This is a genomic window from Pseudomonas sp. MF4836, from assembly GCF_002018875.1.
Classification (GTDB): domain Bacteria; phylum Pseudomonadota; class Gammaproteobacteria; order Pseudomonadales; family Pseudomonadaceae; genus Aquipseudomonas.
In genome coordinates this window covers 26,503-47,976 of record NZ_MVOL01000025.1, presented here as the reverse complement: position 1 = coordinate 47,976, position 21,474 = coordinate 26,503, and the positions used below count along the sequence as shown (strand labels likewise).

Here is a 21,474-nt window from a genome sequence, read left to right as displayed (position 1 = left end):
GCCCGGTGCCACGTCCCTCTGACAGCCCTGCTCCCGAGCCTCAAGTACAGCGCTGAACCCGACAAAACCTGTACTAAAGAACCATTGTCAGACAAAAACCTGTTTGCTATTCAGTGCGGCCTCTTTTTGAGCCCCACCCGCAGGCGTGTGTTGCCCCTGTAAGCGGTCTGGCCAATACCCGTTTCGAGACCCTGACGATGATAGAAAACTCCGATGTGATGTACCGCCTGCTGGTACAGAGCGTGATCGACTACGCCATTTATAGGCTGACCCCGGACGGCATCGTCTGTAACTGGAATGCCGGGGCCCAACGGGCCAAGGGCTACACCTCGGAAGAAATCGTCGGCGAGCATTTCTCGGTGTTTTACGACCCCGTGGAACAGGCTGCCCAGACCCCGCAACAGAACCTGGATACCGCCCGCGACACCGGGCGCTTCGAAGCCGAGGGCTGGCGCCTGCGCAAGGACGGCAGCTCGTTCTGGGCCCGTGTGGTGATCGATGCCATCCATGACGATGACGGGCAGTTGGTCGGCTTCGCCAAAATCACCCGCGACATCACCGAACGCCGCCAATATGAAATGGACCTGCTGCAGGCCAAGGAACTGGCGGAAAGCCAAAGCGAGAAAATGGCCTCGCTGTCGATGTTCCTCGATTCGGTGATCTCCAACATCCCGTCCAGCGTCATGGTGCAGGACGTCGCCACGCGGCAGATCCTGCTGGCCAATCCCCAGGCCGAACGCCTGTTCGGCAACGAGCGCCGGCACATGATCGGGCGCACCGCCAGCGACTGCATGGCGCCGGCCATCGCCGGCTATATCGAACATCTCACCGAGCATTGCCTGCACCACGACGGCCTGCACCTGACCGAAGATCGCCTGGACACCCAGTCGGGCACGCGCACCCTGCGCACCCGCACCCTGCTCAGCAAAAGCACCGAGGCCCGTGGCAACTATGTGTTGCAGATCGCCGATGACGTCACCGATGAAATCGCCGCCCATGCCCAGATCCATCACATGGCCCACCACGACGAACTCACCGGCCTGCCCAACCGCACCCTGTTCCATGCCTGCCTCGACGAAGCCCTCAAGGAAGGCAGCCGGCGGCAGAACCTGACGGCGGCGCTGTGCCTGGACCTGGACAATTTCAAGAACATCAACGACGCCCTGGGCCATGCCTTCGGCGATCGCCTGCTGCGGGCCCTGGGCCAGCGCCTGCGCGGCGTGCTGCGCGACCAGGACACCCTGGCGCGGCTGGGGGGCGATGAGTTCGCCATTGTCCTGCCCCACCTCGCCAGTGCCGAAGACGCCCAGAGCACCGCGCGCCGCTTGATCGAGGCAGTCGCCCCGCCCTTCCTGATCGATGGCCACAGCTTTGCCGTGGGCCTGAGCCTGGGCATCGCCATCGCTCCCGACGACCACAACACCCCGGAGCAACTGCTGCGCTACGCCGACATGGCGCTGTATGAAGCCAAGCGCAACGGCCGCAACCGCTATGAACTGTTCCGCGCCGAGCTGGATGAAGCGGCACGCCGGCGCCGCGTGATGGAGACCGACCTGCGCACCGCCCTGCACCTGGGGCAGTTGCAGCTGTATTACCAGCCGATCATCGGCCAGCACGACCAGCAGATTTCCGGCTACGAGGCCCTGATGCGCTGGCAGCACCCGAGCAAGGGGCTGATCATGCCGATGGACTTTATCCCCATCGCCGAAGAAACCGGGCTGATCCACGAGATCGGCGCCCGCGCCCTGAACCTGGCCTGCCAGGAAGCCGCGAGCTGGGCCACCGAGCAATCGGTGGCGGTCAACCTGTCGCCGATCCAATTCAAGAACAACGATCTGCTGGGCATCGTGCAACTGGCCCTGGCCGACTCGGGGCTGGCACCGTCGCGCCTGGAACTGGAGATCACCGAGTCGGTGCTGCTGGACAACAGCGAAGGCAACCTGCGCACCTTGCAGGCCCTCAAGGAATTGGGGGTGTGCATCGCCCTCGATGACTTCGGCACCGGCTATTCGTCACTGGGCTACCTGCGCTCGTTCCCCTTCGACCGGATCAAGATCGACAAATCCTTTGTCAAGGACATGGGCCAGAGCCGCGAGGCGCTGTCGATCATCCGCGCCATCACCGGGATGAGCAGCAGCCTGCTGATCAAGACCACCGCCGAAGGTGTGGAGACCCACGAAAAGTTCAACCAGTTGCAGGCCGAAGGCTGTTCGCACTTCCAGGGCTACCTGTTCGGCCACCCGCGTCCGGCGGCGGAGCGCTGCAAGAAACTGCCGTGACCCGGCGCCGGGCCGGGCCTACCCCTGGCCCAGGGGCTTGACCGCCAGCACGCTGCCGGGCATCGAGTACAGCGCACGCTCGGTGGTGCTGCCGATCAGCCGGCCAAAGCCGCTACGGTGCACGGTGCCCATGACCACCACGTCCACCAGGAACTCGTCGACGAACTCGGCGATGGTCGGCACCGGCGGGCCCATGACGAAATGCCGCTGTTCGGGCCGCACCCCGTATTGCTCGGCCAGGGCGATAAAGGCGCGGTGCAGGGATTCGCGCAACTCTTCCATGATGTTGCTGGCCCAGGCGGACGCCGTCATCGGCACCTCGGGGTTGAAGGCCGGAGTCAGGTCGTAGGCGTACAGCAGGTGCAACTGCGCGTCGCATTGCAGGGCCAGGGCATTGGCGGTCTGGATAATCTGGCCGTTGTGGCCGCTGATCAGGGTGTTGGGATCGGCCGGGTCGACGGCGGCAACGATGCGCCGTGGCAGCGCATGGGCCACCTGATTGACCAGGTGCACCGGCACCGGGCATTCGCGCAGCAGGTGGCAATCGATGGGGGTCACGAACGCGCGCTTCAGTGCCGATTCCAGCACCACGTCCTTGATCAGCAGGTCCGGCTGAAACTCCGCGACATACTGCAACATGTCCTTGAGCGGCTCGGCGGTCCAGACCACCTGGGTGGTGACCTTGACCCCCTGCTCGCGCATCCACTGCGCCTCCACCTGCAACCAGTGTTCGGCCCGTTGCAGGTAACGCTCGCGCGCCGCGTCACTCATGCGCTCTTCCCACAGGTGGATGCGCGGCGGCGGCTCGACAAATATCAGCGCATGCAAGCTCGCCTCACTGGCCAGGGCCAGGGCGGCGGCACGCCGCGCGGCGGGTGAGCGGTGCTGCTCGGGGTCGACGATCAACAACAGGCGCTGATACTGGCTCATTTTTTCTCTCCATGACCTTGAGTGTCGGGTATGGAGCCCATGGTGAGCGCTCTGCCGGCGCGGCACTTGATCTCCATCAAGCCAGTGCCGCGCCGAGCGTCATCCGCCACTCAGGGGGTAATGGCAATCTTCATGACGCCATCGCGCTGATGGGCGAAGAGCTCATAAGCGGCCTCGATGTCATCCAGCTTGAAGCGGTGGGTGACCAGTGGCGAGAGGTCGACGCAGCCGCTGGCGACCACTTCCATCAAGCGCCGCATGCGCTCCTTGCCGCCCGGGCACAGGGTGCTGACGATGCTCAGGTCGCCAAGGCCGGCGGCAAAGGCATCGAGAGGGATATGCAGGTCGCTGGAATACACCCCCAGGCTCGACAGCGTGCCGCCCGGGCGCAGCACCCGCAGCGCCGACTCGAAGGTGCCCTGGGTGCCGAGCGCCTCGATGGCCACGTCCACCCCACGACCCTGGGTCAGGGCCATGATCTGCTGCACCACGTCGCCGTTCTTGAAATCCACCACATGGGTCGCGCCCAGGCCACGGGCGACCTGCATGCGCTCGGCCACGGTGTCGATGCCGATGATGGTGGTCGCGCCCTTGAGCCGCGCCCCGGCCACCGCACACAGGCCGATCGGCCCTAGGGCGAACACCGCCACCGTGTCGCCGATATCCACCGCGCCGCGCTCGGCCCCGGAGAACCCGGTGGACATAATGTCCGGGCACATCAGCACCTGTTCGTCGCTGAGGCCATCGGGGATCGGGCACAGGTTGGCCAGGGCATCCGGCACCAGCACGTATTCGGCCTGGCAGCCGTCGATGGTGTTGCCGAACTTCCAGCCGCCGGCGGCACGGAAACCGTGGCGGGTATCGGGTCCATCCTGGGCGCCGCAGCCGCAGAGGCAGGCGAAACTCTGGCCGCTGGGGGTGATGGCGCCGGCAATCACCCGCTGCCCCTCGCTGAACCCGCGCACCTGGGAACCCAGGCGTTCAATGATGCCCACCGGTTCGTGGCCGATGGTCAGGCCCTTGGCCACCGGGTATTCGCCGCGCAGGATGTGCACGTCGGTGCCGCAGATGGTGGTGGTGGTAATGCGCACCAGCGCATCCAGCGGGCCGACCTCGGGGATGGTCTTGTCTTCGAGCACGATCCGGTTTTTCTCGACGAATACCGCCGCCTTCATCTTGGCCATGAGCATGATCTCCTGTTGGATTGAGCGATCACTACAGGCTGCGCCCCAGGCGCCACCCAGGGGTTGATCATGGTCAACAAAGCGCGGATTGACAGCCGCGGATGCTCCCTGAAGCCTGCCCAGCGCTCTATTGCGGGGCTTACGCGTGGATCGGAGCGCTGCCATTGCGACGAACGGCGAGTTGCAGAAAGGCCGCCGAGGCTAAAGCGCACAACGCGCCCAGGGCGATGGTTGCACTGTAGCTCTGGTACAGATCGAACAGCAGCCCGCCCAGACTGCCTCCGGCCAACGCCGCAACGCCCACCGAGACATACAGCGCACCGAGGATGGCCCCCAGGTTTGCGGTGCCGAACCAGCCAGCCGCCACAGACGGATAGAGGGCGATGCAACCGCCATTGGCCAGGCCGAACAACAGCGCGAACAGGCCGAGGGTCACCGGGGTCTGGGCGCCCAGCCACAGCCCATTGAGCCCGCCCAGGATCAGGGTCAGTACCAGCAGCAGGCGGTGGGCGCCAATGCGGTCACCCAGGCGCCCTAAAAACAGGCGCCCGGCAATATTGCCGACGCCGATCAGGCCAATGAACAGGTTGGCCTGCGCGCTCGATACGCCCAGCGCCCGTGCATAAGGGTTGATATGCACCAGGGCGCTGAACAGCCCCACGGAACCCAGGAAAACCGCCACGAAGTAACACCAGAAACGCGCCGTGCCGAGGGCTTCCCCCAGGCGCATGCCCTGAGACGTGCCAACACCCGGGCCCGGCGCGCCGACGCCGGGCCTGGCGCCATCCGGCAACAGGCCCAGGGCCTGGGGCGAGCGCCGGACCAGCAGCGCCATGGGCAAGCCAACCAGGGCTATCACCAGGGCAAAGATGCGCAGGGTCGACTCCCACGACAGGTGCTGCATCAGCAAACCGGCCGCCACCGGCCCGATAAACGTACCGACCCCGGTGCCCGCCAGCGCGATGCCCGACGCCTGGTTGCGCTGGATAACAAACCAGCGCTGCACGGTCGCGACCAGGGGCACATACACCAGGCCGACACCCAGCCCGACCAGCGAGCAGAACAGGGCAATAAACAGCGACAACGAGCCGGACGCATAGCTGCTGAAGAAAAAACCCAGGGCCAGCAACACCACCCCGGCCCCCACCACGGCCCGGGGCGAGGTGCGATCGGCCAGGGCCCCGGAAAAAACCCCGGCGCCGTAATAGATAAATGCCGTCAGTGAAAACACCGAGGCCACGGAAAAGCGCCCGACGGCAAAGCTGTCCTGAATGGGCACGAAGAACGCGCCAAAGGAGTACGCCGCGCCAAAAATCAGGGTCAGCAGCACATGCGCCGCACCCACCACATACCACCCTGGAAATACTCTGGATTTCATCCTGTCGATCCTGCGTCTGCCTGAGACCCTTGGAGGTCGCGCCCGCGCCCCAACATGTACATACAACCATATGCAAGTTTTCGACCAAGCAAATCCAGTGCCCTGCGCTCACCGTCGACAGGCTAAAAAATCATTGGTTAACAGTGGGTTGAGCGCCTGAAGCGGTGTTCGGGGTCGGGGGTTTGTCACTGCCGCATCGGGCCGGCATGCGGTGTTTGGTAACGGCCATGACTTGTAATGAACCTGTGCTGCGGCACACCGCCGAGCCTGCCCCAGCACGCTTGCCTGGCAATAGGTGGGTCCCACAACCGGATGATCGGCAGCAATCCGTACTTGTTAGAAAATATTACATGAATCATATTACGCACATAATATTTCAGCCTCGGATGCCCTCCCATGACCAGCCTGTCCGCCGCCACCGAAACCGCCATCACCCCGCTACCGGCCCCAGCGCGCCGACGCAAACCCCTGCTGTTCGGCGCCCTGGGCCTGGCTGCCCTGGTGGCGCTGGGGGTGTACGCCGAGCACTGGTGGAGCGCCGGGCGTTTTATCGAAACCACCGACGACGCCTACATCGGCGGCGATGTGACGGTGATCGGGCCCAAGGTCGCCGGGTATATCGAGCAGGTGCTGGTCAGCGATAACCAGCGGGTACAGGCCGGTGATCTGCTGATTCGTCTGGATTCGCGGGACTACCGCGCCAACCTGGACAAGGCCGAAGGCGCGGTGGCCGGCCAAGAAGCGCTGCTGGCCAACCTCGACGCCACCGAGCAATTGCAGCACGCGGTGATTGGCCAGGCCCGGGCCGGGATCGACGCCACGGGGGCGGAGATGAGCCGCTCGCGGGAAGACAATGCGCGCTACAAACGCCTGGTGGGCAGCTCGGCGGTGTCGGTGGAAAGCGCCCAGCGCGCCGATGCCACGTTCAAGACCGCCCAGGCCCTGAACGCCCGGGCCGAGGCTGAGTTGCTGGCCAGCCAGCGCCAGTTGCAGGTGATTGCCACGCAAAAACTCCAGGCACGGGCCGCGTTGATGCAGGCCCGGGCCGAGCGCGACCTGGCGCGCCTGAACCTGGCCTACACCGAGCTGCGGGCGCCCGTGGACGGGGTGATCGGCAACCGCCGCGCGCGTCCCGGCGCCTATGCCCAGGCCGGCTCGCAACTGCTGTCGCTGGTGCCGGCCAGCGGCCTGTGGGTAGACGCCAATTTCAAGGAAGACCAGCTCGAACACATGCTCCCCGGCCAACGGGTGGTGATTCGTGCCGACGTGCTGCCCGGGCGTGAATTCCACGGTCACCTCGACAGCCTGGCACCGGCAACCGGCGCGCAGTTCAGCGTGCTGCCACCGGAAAACGCCACCGGCAACTTCACCAAGATCGTGCAACGGGTGCCGGTGCGGGTGATCCTCGACCCGGCGGACGGCGTGCTTGGCCAACTGCGCCCGGGGCTGTCGGTGAACGCGGCGGTCAACACCCTGCATGAAGACCCCGCGCCGGCCTCGGCCGTGGCCCAGGCCAGCGCGCCATGAGTCGCGCCCTCGCCGCTCCGGCGTTGCCCTTCGATGCCGCGAGCATGGCCACCGCGACCAAGGTCTTCGCCTTTGCCAGCATGTGCATCGGCATGTTTATCGCCCTGCTGGATATCCAGATCGTCTCGGCGTCGCTGCGGGATATCGGCGGCGGCCTGTCGGCCGGCACCGATGAAACCGCCTGGGTCCAGACCAGCTACCTGATTGCCGAGATCATCGTGATCCCGCTGTCCGGCTGGCTGTCGCGGGTGTTCTCCACACGCTGGCTGTTCTGCGCCTCGGCCGTGGGCTTCACCCTGGCCAGCCTGCTCTGCGGCGCGGCCTGGAACATCCAGAGCATGATCGCCTTTCGCGCCCTGCAAGGCTTTCTCGGCGGCTCGATGATCCCCCTGGTGTTCACCACCGCGTTCTTTTTCTTCACCGGCAAGCAGCGGGTGATTGCCGCCGCCACCATCGGCGCAGTGGCGTCTCTGGCGCCGACCCTGGGCCCGGTGATCGGTGGCTGGATCACCGATGTTTCATCCTGGCACTGGCTGTTCTACATCAACCTGGTGCCGGGGATTTTCGTCGCCGTGGCGGTGCCGATGCTGGTCAAGATCGACCAGCCGGAGCTGTCGCTGCTCAAGGGCGCCGACTACCTGAGCATGGTCTTTCTCGCGCTGTTTCTCGGCTGCCTGGAATACACCCTGGAGGAAGGCCCGCGCTGGAACTGGTTCAGCGACAGCACCATCCTCTGCACGGCGTGGATCTCCGGGCTGGCCGGGCTGGCGTTTATCGGCCGGACCCTGCACGTGGCCAACCCGATTGTCGACCTGCGGGCGCTCAAGGACCGCAACTTCGCCCTCGGCTGTTTCTTTTCGTTCGTCACCGGCATCGGCCTGTTCGCGACCATTTACCTGACCCCGCTGTTCCTCGGCCGGGTCCGTGGCTACAGCGCCCTGGACATCGGCATGGCGGTGTTTTCCACGGGGGTGTTCCAGATCCTGGCGATCCCGCTCTACGCCTTCCTCGCCAACCGTCTCGACCTGCGCTGGATCATGATGACCGGGCTGGGGTTGTTTGCCCTGTCGATGTGGGACTTCAGCCCGATCACCCACGACTGGGGCGCCCGCGAACTGCTGCTGCCCCAGGCCCTGCGCGGCATTGCCCAGCAACTGGCGGTGCCGCCGGCGGTGACCCTGACCCTCGGCGGCCTGTCCCAGGCCCGGCTGAAACATGCCTCGGGGCTGTTCAACCTGATGCGCAACCTGGGTGGGGCGATCGGCATCGCAGCCTGCGCCACCGTCCTCAATGACCGCACCAACCTGCACTTCACCCGTCTCGCCGAGCACCTGAACAGCAGCAACGAGGCGCTCAACCAGTGGCTGGCCACGGTCGGCGGCAACTTCGCCAGCCAAAGCCTGGGCGGCGACGCCGGGCTTAATGCCAGCCTGCATCAACTGTGGCTGCTGACCTACCGCGAGGCGCAGACGCAAACCTATGGCGATGCGTTTTTGATGATCATGCTGTGCTTTATCGTCGCCACTGCCATGGTGCCGCTGATGCGCAAGGTGGCACCGCCCACGGCCCCGGTGGCCGATCACTGAGGCCCTTCAGCGGGCGGGAGTTTCGCCACCGGCGGCCTGCAAGTGCTGGTATTGCAGGCACAGGTAGTGGGCAATGATCAGCCGCGCCGGCACCCCGGCCTCCGGCGCCATGCGCTCAAAGGCGCTGTAGCCCGCCGCGCGCAGGGCCAGGCCGCGCTGCTGCAAGGCCTGGTCGACACCCGACGCCACGTGCGGGTCCACCCCACGCTCGGCCTGCTGGCACAACCAGCCGGCGAACTCCGGTAGCAGGTGGCCGCTGGGCAGCAGCACCTCCTGCTCTGGCGCGTCCAGCGTCTCATCCACAGCCGCAGGCGGCGTTGCGGTGGCCGGTGCCTGATCGAAATGCAGCGCATCGAGCAACGGCTGGCCCGGGGCGGCATCGGCGCGAATCAGGCTCAAGGGCTCGGCAATCAGCCGGCCCGCCTGCTCATAGACCCGCGCCACCAGCCGCGCCCCCTCGACCCAGGGTTCGCCAGCCACTTGCTCGATCCGGCCGATGGCGTGCCGGGTGTAGGCCGAATAGCGCAACTCGACCCACAGGGTCGCGCCTTGATGGTCGTGCAGCGGCCAGACCAGGGTCTGGCGTGTGCTGTCGAACTGCACCGTGCCCACGGCAGCCGGCTGCAACAGCGTCCAGTCGTTCATCGGCCGCGCCGGGGTCAGCAGGCTGCGGCGCTGGGCCGAACGGGCCTGGAGCAAAGCACTCCAATCCTCTGCCGCCGGCAGTTGCTGCCACTGCGCCGTGGTCAATGGTTCAAGCACGGTGGCCTGTACCGACTCGGCCACCGACAGGCGCCCGTCGCCATTGACCTGGGCGCCCATCAACGACAGCCGCCGGCCGCTGGCATGGGCCGGCGACAGCAGACCGCTCCAGGGGCCCGGATGGCGGTAGCGCAGTAACGGGTTGAAGCCGCGTTGCAGCTCGGGCCGGGCCTCGGTGCAGGACAAAAAACCCTGTTGCGCCGGGCTCCAGAACACCAGGCTCAAGCCCTGGTAACCGGATGCCGTGCGCCAGGCATTGGCGCCCAGCCCCCACAGTTCCAGGGCCGTCGACGGCGTGTACTGGCTGCGCGCCTGGCCCAGCAGGCGCACCGGCTCTTCGCCACGTTGCGCGGCGCTGGCCAAGGCCTGGAGCAAGGCATAACAGCGGCTCAGTTCATCGAACAGGCGCTGGCCATCGGCCCCGGCCGCCCGCTCCAGCAGCAGTTGCACCTGATCCGCCAGGCGCCGCAGCGACAGGGCCAGGCGTGGGTAATCGGCGCCCTGGGCCCACACCGCCAGGGTCACGTAACGCTGCTGCATGGCCTGGGACAAATGGGCCAGGCCCACCGCCACCGACTCTTCCAGCAACTGCCGCGCGCCCTGGCGCAATCGGCTGCGCGCGGCCTCCCGCAGGGCCGGGCTCGACTCGGCATTGGCGCTGCCCAGCGGCTCGGGCGCGATCAGTTCCAGCCCTTGCCGACGGCGCAGCGCCAGCACCGCCGCCACCTGGTGCTTCTCCAGGGCGCCGCTGCGCTGGTCGGCGAGCATGCCACCCAGGGGGCCGCCCATGTAGCGCAGGGTCAGGGGTGGCGTGCCCAGGGTCAGGGTCAGGTTGTGCTCGCCGCCCAGGTGCAGCTCCTGTTCCATGTCCAGGTCCATGACGAACTGCCAGGCCCAGCGATAACCCGGCTTGCCCCCATGCTTGAGCAACTCGGCATGGGGCAGCGCGAGCAAGCTGTCGAGCAGCACCTGGCGCTGATCCGGCGCCGGTTCGGGCTCGGCGCCAGGCGCCAGCGGCGGGCCCTGCTCGGCCAAAATCTCACGCAAACCCAGGGCGCCGGCCAGGATGTGCTGGCAAACGCCGCTGGCCGGGCAGCTGCACTGGGCAAAGGCCGGCCCGCGCTGATCAAAGCGCAGTTGATAAGGGCCGCACTCCAGCAGCAGGTGCTCCGGGCCCTCCTCCAGCAGCCGTGGCGGGCTGCTTTCCAGGTCTTTATAGGCGCGGCGCAACAGGCCGCGATTGGCCAGGGCGACAAAGGCTTCGTCGTCAAAACTCAGCAGTTGCGCCAGCAGCGCCGGGCGCAGACTCATGAGATCACCTTGAGCAACCAGTGGGCCAGGCGCTGCGGGCTCAGGGCGGCGATCTGCATGCCGCAGGCGGCGAGGCTGGTGGCCATCTGCCGGTCGTAATCGGGGTTGGCCTGGTCGTCGAGAGCGGCCAGCCCGAGCAGGGTCACCCGAGCCTCGGCCAGTTGCTTGACGGTGCGCAGCAGCTCATTGGGCGATGCCCCTTCGTAGAAGTCACTGACCAGCACCAGCACCGTGCGCTGGGGGTTTTCCAGCAACTGGCTGCAATAACGCAGGGCCTTGCCGATATCGGTGCCGCCCCCCAGTTGCACGCGCATCAGGGTTTCCACCGGATCGCCCGCATGCTCGCTGAGGTCGACCACGTCGGTGTCGAACACCACCACCTTGACCCGCAGCGCCGGCAGCCCGGCGAGAATCCCGGCCATCACCGCGCTGTGAATCACCGAGTCGGCCATGCTCCCGCTCTGGTCCACGCAGAGGATGATGTCCCACGGCAGGCGCCGGCTGTTGCGCTGGAAGAAGTACAGTTTTTCCACCACCAGCCGCTGGCGCTCGACGTCGTAGTGCTTGAGGTTGCGCCGCAGGGTGCCCAGGGCATCGAAATTGCGGGCCACGGCCATGGGCGAATGGCGCTGGCGATTGAGGCGCCCAGACAGCACCTGGCGCACCTGCGGCTCCAGCCGCTGGCGAATCTCTTCCACCACCTGGCGAATGATGCGCCGCACCATCACCAGCACCTCGCCCTGCAAGTGCCCGCGCAGGGCAAGCAAGGTGCGCAACAGCTGTTGGTTGGGTTCCAGGCGCTCCAGGGCCTGGGAGTCGGTGACCAGCTCGGTCAGGCCGTAGCGGTCCAGGGCGTGCTGCTCGATCACCTCCACCGTGTCCACCGGGAACAGCTCGCGTACCTCGCCCAGCCAGGTCACCAGGGTCAGTTGGCTCGGGTCGAGGGAGCCGGCGCGAGCGTCTTCACGCAGCCCCCGGCCCTGGTATTCACGGCCGTAGAGGTATTCCAGGGCCACGTCCATGCGCGCCGCCCGGCCTTCCAGCCCGGCACCGCCGGCGGCGTCACGCAGGGGTTTATCGGCGTATTTGCCCAGCACCAGGCGCCAGCGTTCGAGGGGGGTCATGGCGTCATCCAGGGGTCGAGGCCGTCGCCCTGCAACACCAGGGCCAGGCTTTGCGACAGGCGCAGGTTGGCCTGGACCTGATCGGCCTGCAGCGAGGCATGGCGCAACCGGCCCAAGTCATTGGCGCCGTGCAATTGGGCGACCCGGGTTGCGATGCGGTCGGTTTCACGCGGGGTCATTTCGGCAAAGGCCAGGCGCAGCTCCGGCAGGCAGGCGACAAACTGCGCCTCGCCCCACTGGTTGAGCAATGGGTCCAGCACCTCGAGCAGGCTGGGGACCTGCCATGCGCTCTCGCGAGCGGTGGACAGCAAGCCGCGCAGGTAGGCCACGGCTTCCTGAGGTTGACGCAGGCCGTGCAGGTGCCCGGCCAGTTCCGTGGCCAGTTGTGCTTCGGACAAGCGCCCGGCCAGGTACAGCAAGCCGGCACAGGCACCGCGCAGCAGCAGGTTGGGCTGCTGGTGCAACTGGCTGACCAGGGCCCAGTACAACGCCTGATCCAGCTCCGCACCCGCGGCCCCGGCCAGCAATTCGCGCAACTGCACCAGGCAGGCCACATGCCCCAAGGCCTCGGCTTCGCTCACGCCCTGGGCGCCGAGGTAGGTGGCACGCTGATAGGCACTGCGCAGCAACCCCGGCAAGCCCGGCAGATGCGCGGCCTGCAACGGCTCGCGGGACTCCAGCAGCAGCGACAGGCTGGCCGTGGCCGCCACCAGCGAGGCAAATACCGGGTCGGCGCCTATGGCGTCCGCCAGATGCTGCAAGGGCGTGGCCAACTGCTCATGCAGCCCCAGCACACAGGCCTGCACCAACAGCGCCGCCGCACCCCGGGCATCGGCCGCGCCGTCGCCGGCCTGCTGCTCCAGGCGCTGGGCGAAGCGACTGGCCACCGCCTGGGGCAGGGTCGCGCCATACACCGACGCCTCCACCAGCGCTCCTTCGGTGCTGGCCGTCCAGGCGTACTCCCAGTGCTCCTGGAGCAGATGCAAACCGTGGCCGCCGACAAAATCCGGGCCGCCGGTGCGCCAGGCGAAGGGGATGCCCAACAGCAGCAGGCCATGCAGCAACTGGCTGCTGCGCCGGTGTTCGGCGCGCCGGTACAGGTCCAGCACCACCCGGCGCGGCTGCGAGTCGTGGAGCTTCAGGCGCTGGCGCCGGGCACGGTATTCCACGTCCTTGACCAACGGCGGCGTGCCAGCCCCGGGCGGCACGCGGCCCAGGGCCTGGCCGGTGAAACAGGCGCGGGCCACTTGTCGCACCCGGACGCCGTCGGCGTCGGCATCGCCCTGGATAAAACAACTGAGGATGGCGTCGTCGACATCCACCCGGATCGGCGCATCGCGCCCGCGCAGGGTGGCCAGGCGCAGCATCTGTTCGTAGGCGGCGGTGAGGCTCGGCAACGGCAGCGCCACGGCCTGCTCGCGGAGCTTTTCCGCGACCTCGAACAACAGCTCCAGGGCCGCCGCCTGCCGTGGCCGGGCCGGAGCCTGCGCGCTGCGCTGCGAGTGCTGGAGCTGGGCGTGCCACAGCCGCTGGTGCCAGGCCGGCGCGGTCATGCCGGCGGCGTAGCCATTGAGGCGTTCCAGGCGGTCGAAGCTGTAGCGGATCAGCGCGCTGGCTTCATCGGTCAGCCCGGCGCGGCTGATGGCCGGCCGCTCGACCCCGGTCGCGAGCAAGCCCGGTAACGCGACCGCATGCAGGCCACCGACCACCACCAGCACCGGCCCCTCCCCCGGACGCCGGGCGGCCAGGGCCTGCTGGATATGCCAGGCCATTTCCGCCTCACGGGCCAGGGCGCCGTCGCCCTGCAGCTCGTCGTGGCTGCAATCCAGGCGCGCCAGTTGGCAATAGGCCGCGACCCGGGTCAGGTGCTCGGACCAATCGCCCCGGGTCGCCGGCACCTCGAACAGGTGCTCCCAGAGTTCTTCGTGGTCGCGGCAACCCAGCTGGCTGGCCAGGCGTTGCAGGTGTTCGCTGCGCTGGTAACGACCTTCGTCGAGCAGCGAGTCCTGGCCGAGCTCCACCTCAGGCGGCGACGCCTCCAGGGCGCATTGCTCGGCAAAGTCGAGGTCGATAAAACGTGCGGGAATGCCCTGGGCCGCTGCGGCGCGCAGCGCCACCAGCTCCGGCGAATAGTCACAGAAGGGGTAATAGGCCGCGCGCCGCGCATCCGCCGCCGCGCCGCCCACGGCGTAGGTGTAGATCGCCAGGGGCATCTGCGCTTGAGGGTGCACCAGCAGCGGCAGCAACGGGTCGAAGGACCGTGGCCCTTCCACCAGCACCACGCTCGGCGGATGGCTGGCGAACAGTTGCTGCAATTGCCAGGCGCAACCTGGGCTGTGGTGGCGCACGGCAAACACAATCAACTCATCGCTGGCCAGGCTCTGACCCAGGGCGCGCAGGCTGGCGCTGTCCAGCCCGGTGCCAGCCAGGGACGCCTCAGCGATCAAGCTCACGCCGCGCCTCGAGCACCCGCTGCCATTGCGGTTGGCGCTGGGCCCGCTGGCGCACCACCACGTCGAAATAGTGGCGCAGCTTGCCGCCGTCCTCGGGGTTGTCCTTGAGCACGGTGCCGATCAGTTGCCGGGCAATATGCTCGCCACCGACCACGCCGTTGCCGAAGTAGTGGGCATCCAGGCTGGCGGCGTACCCCACCGCCACCGCTTCGGCGGCCGACATCACCGCGCTGGGTTTCTCCAGCACCGTGCCTTCGGCGGTGGCGCCGTGGCGCAGGTCGTTGAACGCAGTCACCAGCAGTTCGAGCACGTCGGGGCTGAAGTCGACCTTGACCTGGGCCTGTTGCAACAGGGCTTCGGTCTGTTCGCGCACCAGCTGGGTTTCCAGGCGCCGGTCGCTGATGGGGCGCACGGTTTCGAAGTTGAAGCGGCGCTTGAGGGCGCTGGACATCTCATGCACGCCCCGGTCACGCAAGTTGGCGGTGGCCAGGATATTGAACCCCGGCGCGGCAAATACCGTGGCCTCTTCGCCCTTGAGTTCGGGTACGTGCAGCACTTTGTCCGAGAGCAGGCTGATCAGGCTGTCCTGGATCTCGGGCTGCATGCGGGTGATTTCTTCGATCCGGCACAGGCTGCCGCTGCGCATCGCCTCATACATCGGGCCGCGCACTAGGGCGCGCTGGGTCGGGCCTTCGGCCAGCAGCAAGGCGTAGTTCCACGAATAGCGGATCTGCTCCTCGGTGGTCCCGGCCGTACCCTGTACCGTGCACAACGACTGGCCGCAGATCGCCGCCGCCAGCAGCTCGGAGAGCATCGACTTGGCGGTCCCCGGCTCGCCCACCAGCATCAACCCACGGTTGCTCATCAGGGTCACGATGCAGCGGTCGATCAGGGCATCGTCGCCATAGAACTTGCGCCGCACCTGCAACGCCCCGTCGCCGAGGATAAACCCGCGCACCGCGCGCGGTGACAGGCGCCAGCCGCTGGGGCGCGGGCCGCTGTCGTGCTGTTGCAGGCGCGCCAGTTCTGCGGCGTGGGCCTGTTCGGCCGGGGCCTTGAGCATTGCGCCAGGCGCAGGGGTCATGGGCGTGGTCCTTTAAGGTGGCGTGCCAGGCGTTCAGTATTCACTTTTCTTTTCCCAATCCGGGTCGAACCCTGTGCCCTGGGCGGCGATCGAGCGCAGGTCGTGGTAGCACTCCGAGAGCAGAATCGTCGGCACCTCGGCCAGGGGCATGCTGTAGCCGCCGCGGTAGAACGTCAGGTCGAGCAGGGCCACGGTGCGGTTGCTCTCCGGCAGCGGGTTGCCGGTAAAGCGGATATCGGCCGACAGCCCGAGGCTGACAAAGGACTTTTCATAGGTGTAGAACCAGCCGGCATCCTCGGTCGCGCCCCGGGTATAACCCAGCTTCAGCGCGCGGCCGCGCAGGGCGAAGGCTTCCAGCAGGTGGCCCTTGAAATCCTCGATGGCATGGGCATCGCCCTGCCCTTCGGGCAACTGATAGACGCCCTTGCCCAGCTGTTGGAACAGCGGCGTCACTTCGTAGTCCACCAGGTGCTGCTGCCACTGGGCCAGTTCCTCGGCGCCCAGCAGCGAGTCGTGGGCCAGGCGCACCTGGGCGTCGTCGGCCAGGGTCAGCGGGTTGTCCTCGCAATCGGTCAGGCTGCCATCGTCCAGCGGGCGGAAGCTGGCCACTGCCCGATCCCCCTCGACCTGCACCCAGACCAGGCGCTGCAACAGCCGGCGCATGATCGGGTGCTGGTTGAGGTAACGCTGCCAGTCGGCGTACGGCCACTCACGGCCCGTGCACAGAGCTTCGTAGAGGCGCTCGGTCTGCTGTTTGACGATGCTGGCCAGGGATTTCTTGGCGCTGGCGAACTGCTTCTTCGCCTCTTTGGCTTCGTCGGCGTCGTCGTCTTGGCGCGGGTCGGGCAAGGCGGCGATTTTCTTGCCGTCGGGGTTGTACAGCTCGATCTTGAAGTCGGCCAGCAAACGCGCGCTGAACAGCCGCTCGCCGTAACTCAGCTCCAGCAGGCCGTGCTCGTCGAAGCCGGCCGAAGGCAAGGTGCGGTCCGCCAGCTCGGCCAGGGTCCAGTGGTTGCGTTCGGCCAGGGCCTGGGCTTGCAGGATGGCTTCTTCCTGAAAGCCTGCGGTGCGAAAGCGACTGGCAATGGACAGCAACAGCTGGGTCGCGGACGGGTGCTCGACCCAGGCCAGCATGGCGATCAGCGCCTTGCCCTGGGACGCGCGGGTGCCATAGAACTCCTTGAGGTAACGCCCGGCCGAGGCCGCAGCATCAGCCCCGGCACAGGCCGCCACCACCGCCAGCAAGCCTTTGCTGGCCGCCGCCGAGCCTTGGGGCTGGCGCATGAAACGCGGCAGAAAGCTGGCGCTCAGCTCGTCCAGGCCCTTGCCCCGGTGCGGGCTGTCCTTGTAGTCGTCCGGGTAGCGCTGGATGAAAAACAGGGTGTTGGTGGCATGTTGCTCGGCCAGCTGCTGGGCCTGCTCCAGCGGGATCGGCCGGGTGTCTTCGGCGAGCCAGGTTTCCAGCACAAACTGGCCGAAACGCTCGCGGCCGCGGGCCTCGAACATCCCGCAGAAACGCCGCAGCAACGCCCCCGGCTGCGCCGACTTGAGCTTGACTGCCTGGGCCAGCAGGCCCTGGGCCGCCAGGGCCGGAACCGGCTCCTGGGTATCGGCCCAGCGCAATTCGGGCAAGGCGTCCCACGGGAACCACACCAGGTCCTTGGGCGCGCCCTTGGCCATGGCCTTGCTGGTGTCGATGACCCATTGTTCGCGGTCCAGGTACTGCTCCACCGGCTGGCCCATTTGCTCCAGGGCTTCGATCATGGCGGTGCGCACGCCGTCGTTCTTGTCCTTTTTCAGGGCCTGTTCCAGGGCCGGGATCGCCGGCTGATGGCCCAGGTTGCCGAGCCACTTGGTGGCCAGCAGCCGGACCTCGGACTTGCCGGAGCCCAGGGCGGCAATCAGGTGCGCCTCCTTGCCCGGCAGCTGTTCAAGAGCGCGCTGGGCCAGGGCCCGCTCACCCTGGTTGGAGCCCAGGGCGATCTCGAACAGACGGTTGATCAAGGACGCGGGCGGCGCTGTCATCTTGACCACCGCGGCGTATAGCGCGTCGGTGTGATACACCTCCAGAGCCGCCAGCGCCTGCTCCAGCCAGCCCACGTGCAGGGCAAAATACGGGGCCACGGCGTCGGCATCCCAGCCCTCGGCGAACCCGTTATTGAAGCAATCCTGCAACAGGCTGTCGCCGTCGCGGCCACGGTCCTCGAGCATCTGTGCCAGGGCCATCAGGCTCAGCGAATCGTCCTGTCGATAGGCTTGCTCCAACGCGCGACAGGTGATGTGGCTCAGGCGGCCCTCGCCACTGCCCAGGGCGTTGCAGAAATCCAGGACCTTGAACGCCATCACCGCCGTCAACGCCTCGCTGTCAGCGAAGGCCTGCATCGCCGAGCGGGAAAAGTACTCACTGTGGTCTTGCGGCAGCTCGCGGGACGCCGGCGGCACCACCTCGGACGAGGCCAGGAATGCCTTGAGCTGGTTCAGGGCCGCAGCGCTGTAGTTGGGCCACAACTCCGACTTGCCGGCGGTTTTTTTCTCCGGATGGGCGGTGTAGTACTCGGTGATGCTTTCGTTATGCCGGTCGATCAGCTGATTGAGGTCGGCCCACAGTTGCTCGACCACTTCCAGGCGCTCGGGGGTCAGCGCCACCGCCCAGTCAATCACCGGGCCGCTGTAGTGAACCGGCCCCTGCTCGTGGGCAGGCTCAGCGTCCCACTCGGCAAGCAGGCCGCGCACCGAGGCCGCACGGTCGGCTTCGGCCAGGGCCCGGGCCTCGGCGCGCAGGGGCGAATCAGCCAACTGGTTGGCCAGGGCCCACAGCAGGCGCAGGGCATGGGCGCGCTGCTCGGGCTTGCCACCCTGGATCATCAGGGTCAGGGGGTGCAGGGCACCGCGCTGGCACTTGAGCAGCAGCGGCGCCGCCTGCTCACGCACTTCGCGATTGCCGCCACAGGCCATCTCACACAGCTCACCGGCCATGGCGCTCATGACCGGCGGATCGAGGTCGTTCATCAGGTTCAGAACCTGGTGCTTGAGGTACATGTCCCCCGCCAGCAGCAACGGACGCAGCGCCTCGACATGGCGCAGCACCCACTGTGAATAACCGTCCATATAGGGCACCAGGTAGATGCCGTAGCCCTGGCGGTAGGCGTCGTTCGAGCCGCTGAAACACGCGGTCAGCAGCGCCGAGGGCGGCAGCTGCGCTTCCAGCAGCAGAGTTTCCATCAAGGGTGCGCTGATGCGCTGGACGATGCGGGTTTCGTCGGTCTGCGGGTCGCGCAACAGCTCGACGCTGTGGGTCAGGAGCAGCTCCGGCCAATGGCTGCCGTCGGCCATGCTGATGCCGAAGCGGCGTGCCGGGCAGGCTTGCAGCACCCGCGCCCAGCGCAACAGCTGGGCCGGGTCGACATCGGTCAGATCGTGATACAGCTGCGGCCCGAGGCTGCCGACCCGGCACGCGTGCCCGCTCAAAATGTGCAGGTAGTTGGCGACGGCGTAACGCTGGCCCAGTTCGGCCAGGACCTGCGGCCCATCGCCCTGGCGCACATAGGTCAGGATCGCCTCGGCCAGGCCGGCGCGGCCGCCGTTATCGGGCAAGTGGTCAAGGGGTTCGAGGTAGGTCTGCAGGCGCTGCAGCCAGACGTTGCCCGGCACGTCGCGCGCCGCTGCGGCCGGCGTTGCGCTGGCCCCACCCAATACCTTGCCTATCCATTTGAGCATCTGTCGTCCTGTTCGCTATCGGTCCGTTTCGGGCGCGCAGGATATAACACAATGTCCCTTGGCGGCAGGGCGACCTATGCAGCCGGTGCCCCGCCCGGGCCGTTCGCTTATGCCAGCGGCAGCTTGCGGAAGCCCACGGCCAGACGGTTCCAGCTATTGATGGTGGAGATTGCCACGGTGAGGTCGACCATTTCGCTGGGGCTGAACGCGCTGGCCAGCAGCTCGTAGTCGGCGTCCGGAGCGTGGGTCTGGCTGATCAGGGTCATCGATTCGGTCCAGGCCAGGGCGGCCCGTTCGCGCGGGGTGAAGAACGGCGCCTCGCGCCACACCGACACCGCGTACAGGCGGCGCTCGGTCTCGCCACCCTTGCGCGCATCGGCGGTGTGCATGTCGACGCAGAAGGCGCAGCTGTTGATCTGCGAGGCGCGCAGCTTGACCAGCTCGATCAGCGATTTTTCCAGGGGCAGTTTCGACACCGCATTTTCCAGGGCCATCATGGCTTTGAGGGCATCGGGCGAGGCGGTGTAGAAATCGATACGAGGTTGCATGAACGTGCTCCGGTACAAGTGAATGTGCCGCTACGTTAAGCCCGTCACCGCTGCCGACCCATATCCAATTGTGACAAAGATGAGGTGGCCAATCGGCCACCGCCGGCCTAGGTGTGGTTGCGCAACCACTGCATAAAGCCTTTTTTCGCCGGGGCCGGGGGCAAGTCGGCGGTCAGCACCTGGGCGCTGTGCAGGCGCAGGTCGAGCAGGTTCTTCATGGCCTCGCCGATATCCTGGCGCGCTTCCAGGCACGGCTTGAGGTAGTCCTTCTCGATGCGGTACAGGCTGCAGAAGGTCTTGGCGCTGAAGTCCGCCGGCACCGATTGCTCAGCCAGGATCCCCGCTTCGCCGATCACCTCCCCCGGCCCCATGCGCCCGGCCTCGAACGGCACGCCGGCGCGACTCAGGGTCACCGAGACCACGCCCGACTCGATGATGAACAAATGGTCGCTGACCTCCCCCGCCGGCAGGATCATCGCCCCGGCGCGGAAGGTCTGCAGGTGCATGTTCTGGCTGAAGGTGTCTTTTTCCTCCTGGCGCAGGGTCGAGAAAATCGACGAGCTTTCGAGCAGGGCCCGGGGCCGCGACAGGTTGCTGGGGGCGGCACTCTCGCCAGTGGACAGCAGGCTCACCCCGGCGGTCTGCAGGTGGCGGAACGCCAGGTCATACAGCTGATTGCGCACCTCGCGCTTAAGCCCCATAGAGGCCACGAAGCCACTGATTTCGTACTCGACGCCGGCGCTGCCGGAGCTTTTGAGGGCCACGCTGGGCGCCGGGGTCGCCAGCAACTGGCGACAGCCGAGCATCGCCCGCTCCAGCGCCTCGATCACCCGGTGCGGCCGGGCATGGGGGCTGACCTGCACACTGATGGACACCCCGTGCATATCGCTGGGGCGGCTGAAGTTGATGATCTTGGCCTTGGCCGCCAGGGAGTTGGGGATCACCGCCATGCTGCCCTGGGCGGTTTGCAGGCGCGTGGCGCGCCAATCGATATCGGTGACCCGGCCTTCGGTGCCGTCTATGGAGATCCAGTCATCGAGCTGATAGGGCTTGGTGGTGTTGAGCACGATCCCGGAAAACACATCGCTGAGGGTGCTCTGCAACGCCAGGCCGACAATGATCGCCACGGCCCCGGAAGTGGCTAGCACGCCCTTGACCGGCAGGTCGAGCACGTAGGCCAGGGCGGCGATGATCGCGATCAGGAAGATCACCGCCCCCAGCAGGTCCTGCAACAACCGCCCGGTGTGGCCGACCCGCTGCATCATCAGGGTGCCCAGGAGCACGGTCAGGGTGCGTGCGCCAAACAGCCACCAGCCAATCTGCAAACCGGTGGCCGCCAGGTGCAGCGGCACGTTCTCCGGCCAGGGTGCCGGCTGCATGGGGTTCATGCCTTCGTTGAACAACAGCAGGCTGAACAACGAGAAAATCAGCACCCGCACCGCCAGTTGCCACCGGCTGCCCCGGCTGCCGATCAGCCGCCACAACACAATGTCGATAAATATCAGCGCCAGGGCGCAGAGCAACGGGTGATCGGTGAGGACAGACGGCATCGCGCAACTCCAGCAAACCAGTGGCGCGAAGATCGCACACC

At 66.8% G+C, this 21,474-nt stretch carries 13 protein-coding genes; 3 read left to right on the top strand and 10 right to left on the bottom strand.

Annotated elements, in window-relative coordinates:
- Positions 1-191 precede the first annotated feature (191 nt).
- The gene (locus tag MF4836_RS33395; protein ID WP_078473970.1) at positions 192-2,279 is read left to right on the top strand and encodes a sensor domain-containing protein; all 2,088 of its coding nucleotides are present in this window, start codon (positions 192-194) and stop codon (positions 2,277-2,279) included.
- A gap of 18 nt (positions 2,280-2,297) precedes the next feature.
- On the opposite strand, the gene MF4836_RS33390 is transcribed toward MF4836_RS33395, so the two are convergent.
- From MF4836_RS33390 to MF4836_RS33380, 3 genes are all read right to left on the bottom strand, one after another.
- Entirely contained in the window at positions 2,298-3,209 is a 912-nt protein-coding gene (locus MF4836_RS33390) for a universal stress protein (RefSeq protein ID WP_078473965.1), read from the bottom strand.
- 110 nt (positions 3,210-3,319) lie between these two features.
- Positions 3,320-4,393 (bottom strand): NAD(P)-dependent alcohol dehydrogenase, encoded by a 1,074-nt coding sequence (locus MF4836_RS33385; RefSeq protein WP_020296873.1) that lies wholly within the window; start codon positions 4,391-4,393, stop codon positions 3,320-3,322.
- A gap of 139 nt (positions 4,394-4,532) precedes the next feature.
- The gene (locus MF4836_RS33380; protein ID WP_078473964.1) at positions 4,533-5,771 is read right to left on the bottom strand and encodes an MFS transporter; all 1,239 of its coding nucleotides are present in this window, start codon (positions 5,769-5,771) and stop codon (positions 4,533-4,535) included.
- Between the two features lie 396 nt (positions 5,772-6,167).
- Between MF4836_RS33380 and MF4836_RS33375 the strand changes: the two genes are divergently transcribed.
- Positions 6,168-7,298, top strand: a complete 1,131-nt coding sequence (locus MF4836_RS33375; protein ID WP_078473963.1) for an HlyD family secretion protein — start codon at positions 6,168-6,170, stop codon at positions 7,296-7,298.
- On the top strand, positions 7,295-8,884 hold the full coding sequence (locus MF4836_RS33370) for a DHA2 family efflux MFS transporter permease subunit (protein ID WP_078473962.1): 1,590 nt from the start codon (positions 7,295-7,297) through the stop codon (positions 8,882-8,884). The genes MF4836_RS33375 and MF4836_RS33370 overlap by 4 nt, the downstream gene beginning before the upstream one ends.
- Before the next feature lie 6 nt (positions 8,885-8,890).
- On the opposite strand, the gene MF4836_RS33365 is transcribed toward MF4836_RS33370, so the two are convergent.
- The 7 genes from MF4836_RS33365 to MF4836_RS33335 form a co-directional block, all read right to left on the bottom strand.
- A complete protein-coding gene (locus MF4836_RS33365; RefSeq protein ID WP_078473961.1) occupies positions 8,891-10,957 on the bottom strand; it encodes a hypothetical protein in 2,067 nt (688 codons plus the stop codon).
- Positions 10,954-12,081 (bottom strand): VWA domain-containing protein, encoded by a 1,128-nt coding sequence (locus MF4836_RS33360; protein ID WP_078473960.1) that lies wholly within the window; start codon positions 12,079-12,081, stop codon positions 10,954-10,956. Before MF4836_RS33360 ends, MF4836_RS33365 begins: the two co-directional genes overlap by 4 nt.
- Positions 12,078-14,534, bottom strand: a complete 2,457-nt coding sequence (locus MF4836_RS33355) for a DUF5682 family protein (RefSeq protein ID WP_078473959.1) — start codon at positions 14,532-14,534, stop codon at positions 12,078-12,080. The genes MF4836_RS33360 and MF4836_RS33355 overlap by 4 nt, the downstream gene beginning before the upstream one ends.
- Positions 14,518-15,618: an ATP-binding protein gene (locus MF4836_RS33350; RefSeq protein ID WP_078473958.1), complete on the bottom strand. Its 1,101-nt coding sequence runs from the start codon at positions 15,616-15,618 to the stop codon at positions 14,518-14,520. Before MF4836_RS33350 ends, MF4836_RS33355 begins: the two co-directional genes overlap by 17 nt.
- A gap of 33 nt (positions 15,619-15,651) precedes the next feature.
- Positions 15,652-19,335, bottom strand: a complete 3,684-nt coding sequence (locus MF4836_RS33345; RefSeq protein WP_078473957.1) for a DUF4132 domain-containing protein — start codon at positions 19,333-19,335, stop codon at positions 15,652-15,654.
- A 107-nt stretch (positions 19,336-19,442) separates the two neighbouring features.
- On the bottom strand, positions 19,443-19,883 hold the full coding sequence (locus MF4836_RS33340) for a carboxymuconolactone decarboxylase family protein (RefSeq protein WP_078473956.1): 441 nt from the start codon (positions 19,881-19,883) through the stop codon (positions 19,443-19,445).
- A gap of 107 nt (positions 19,884-19,990) precedes the next feature.
- Complete coding sequence (locus MF4836_RS33335) at positions 19,991-21,433, bottom strand: mechanosensitive ion channel family protein (RefSeq protein WP_078473955.1); 1,443 nt, start codon at positions 21,431-21,433, stop codon at positions 19,991-19,993.
- Positions 21,434-21,474: the final 41 nt, after the last annotated feature.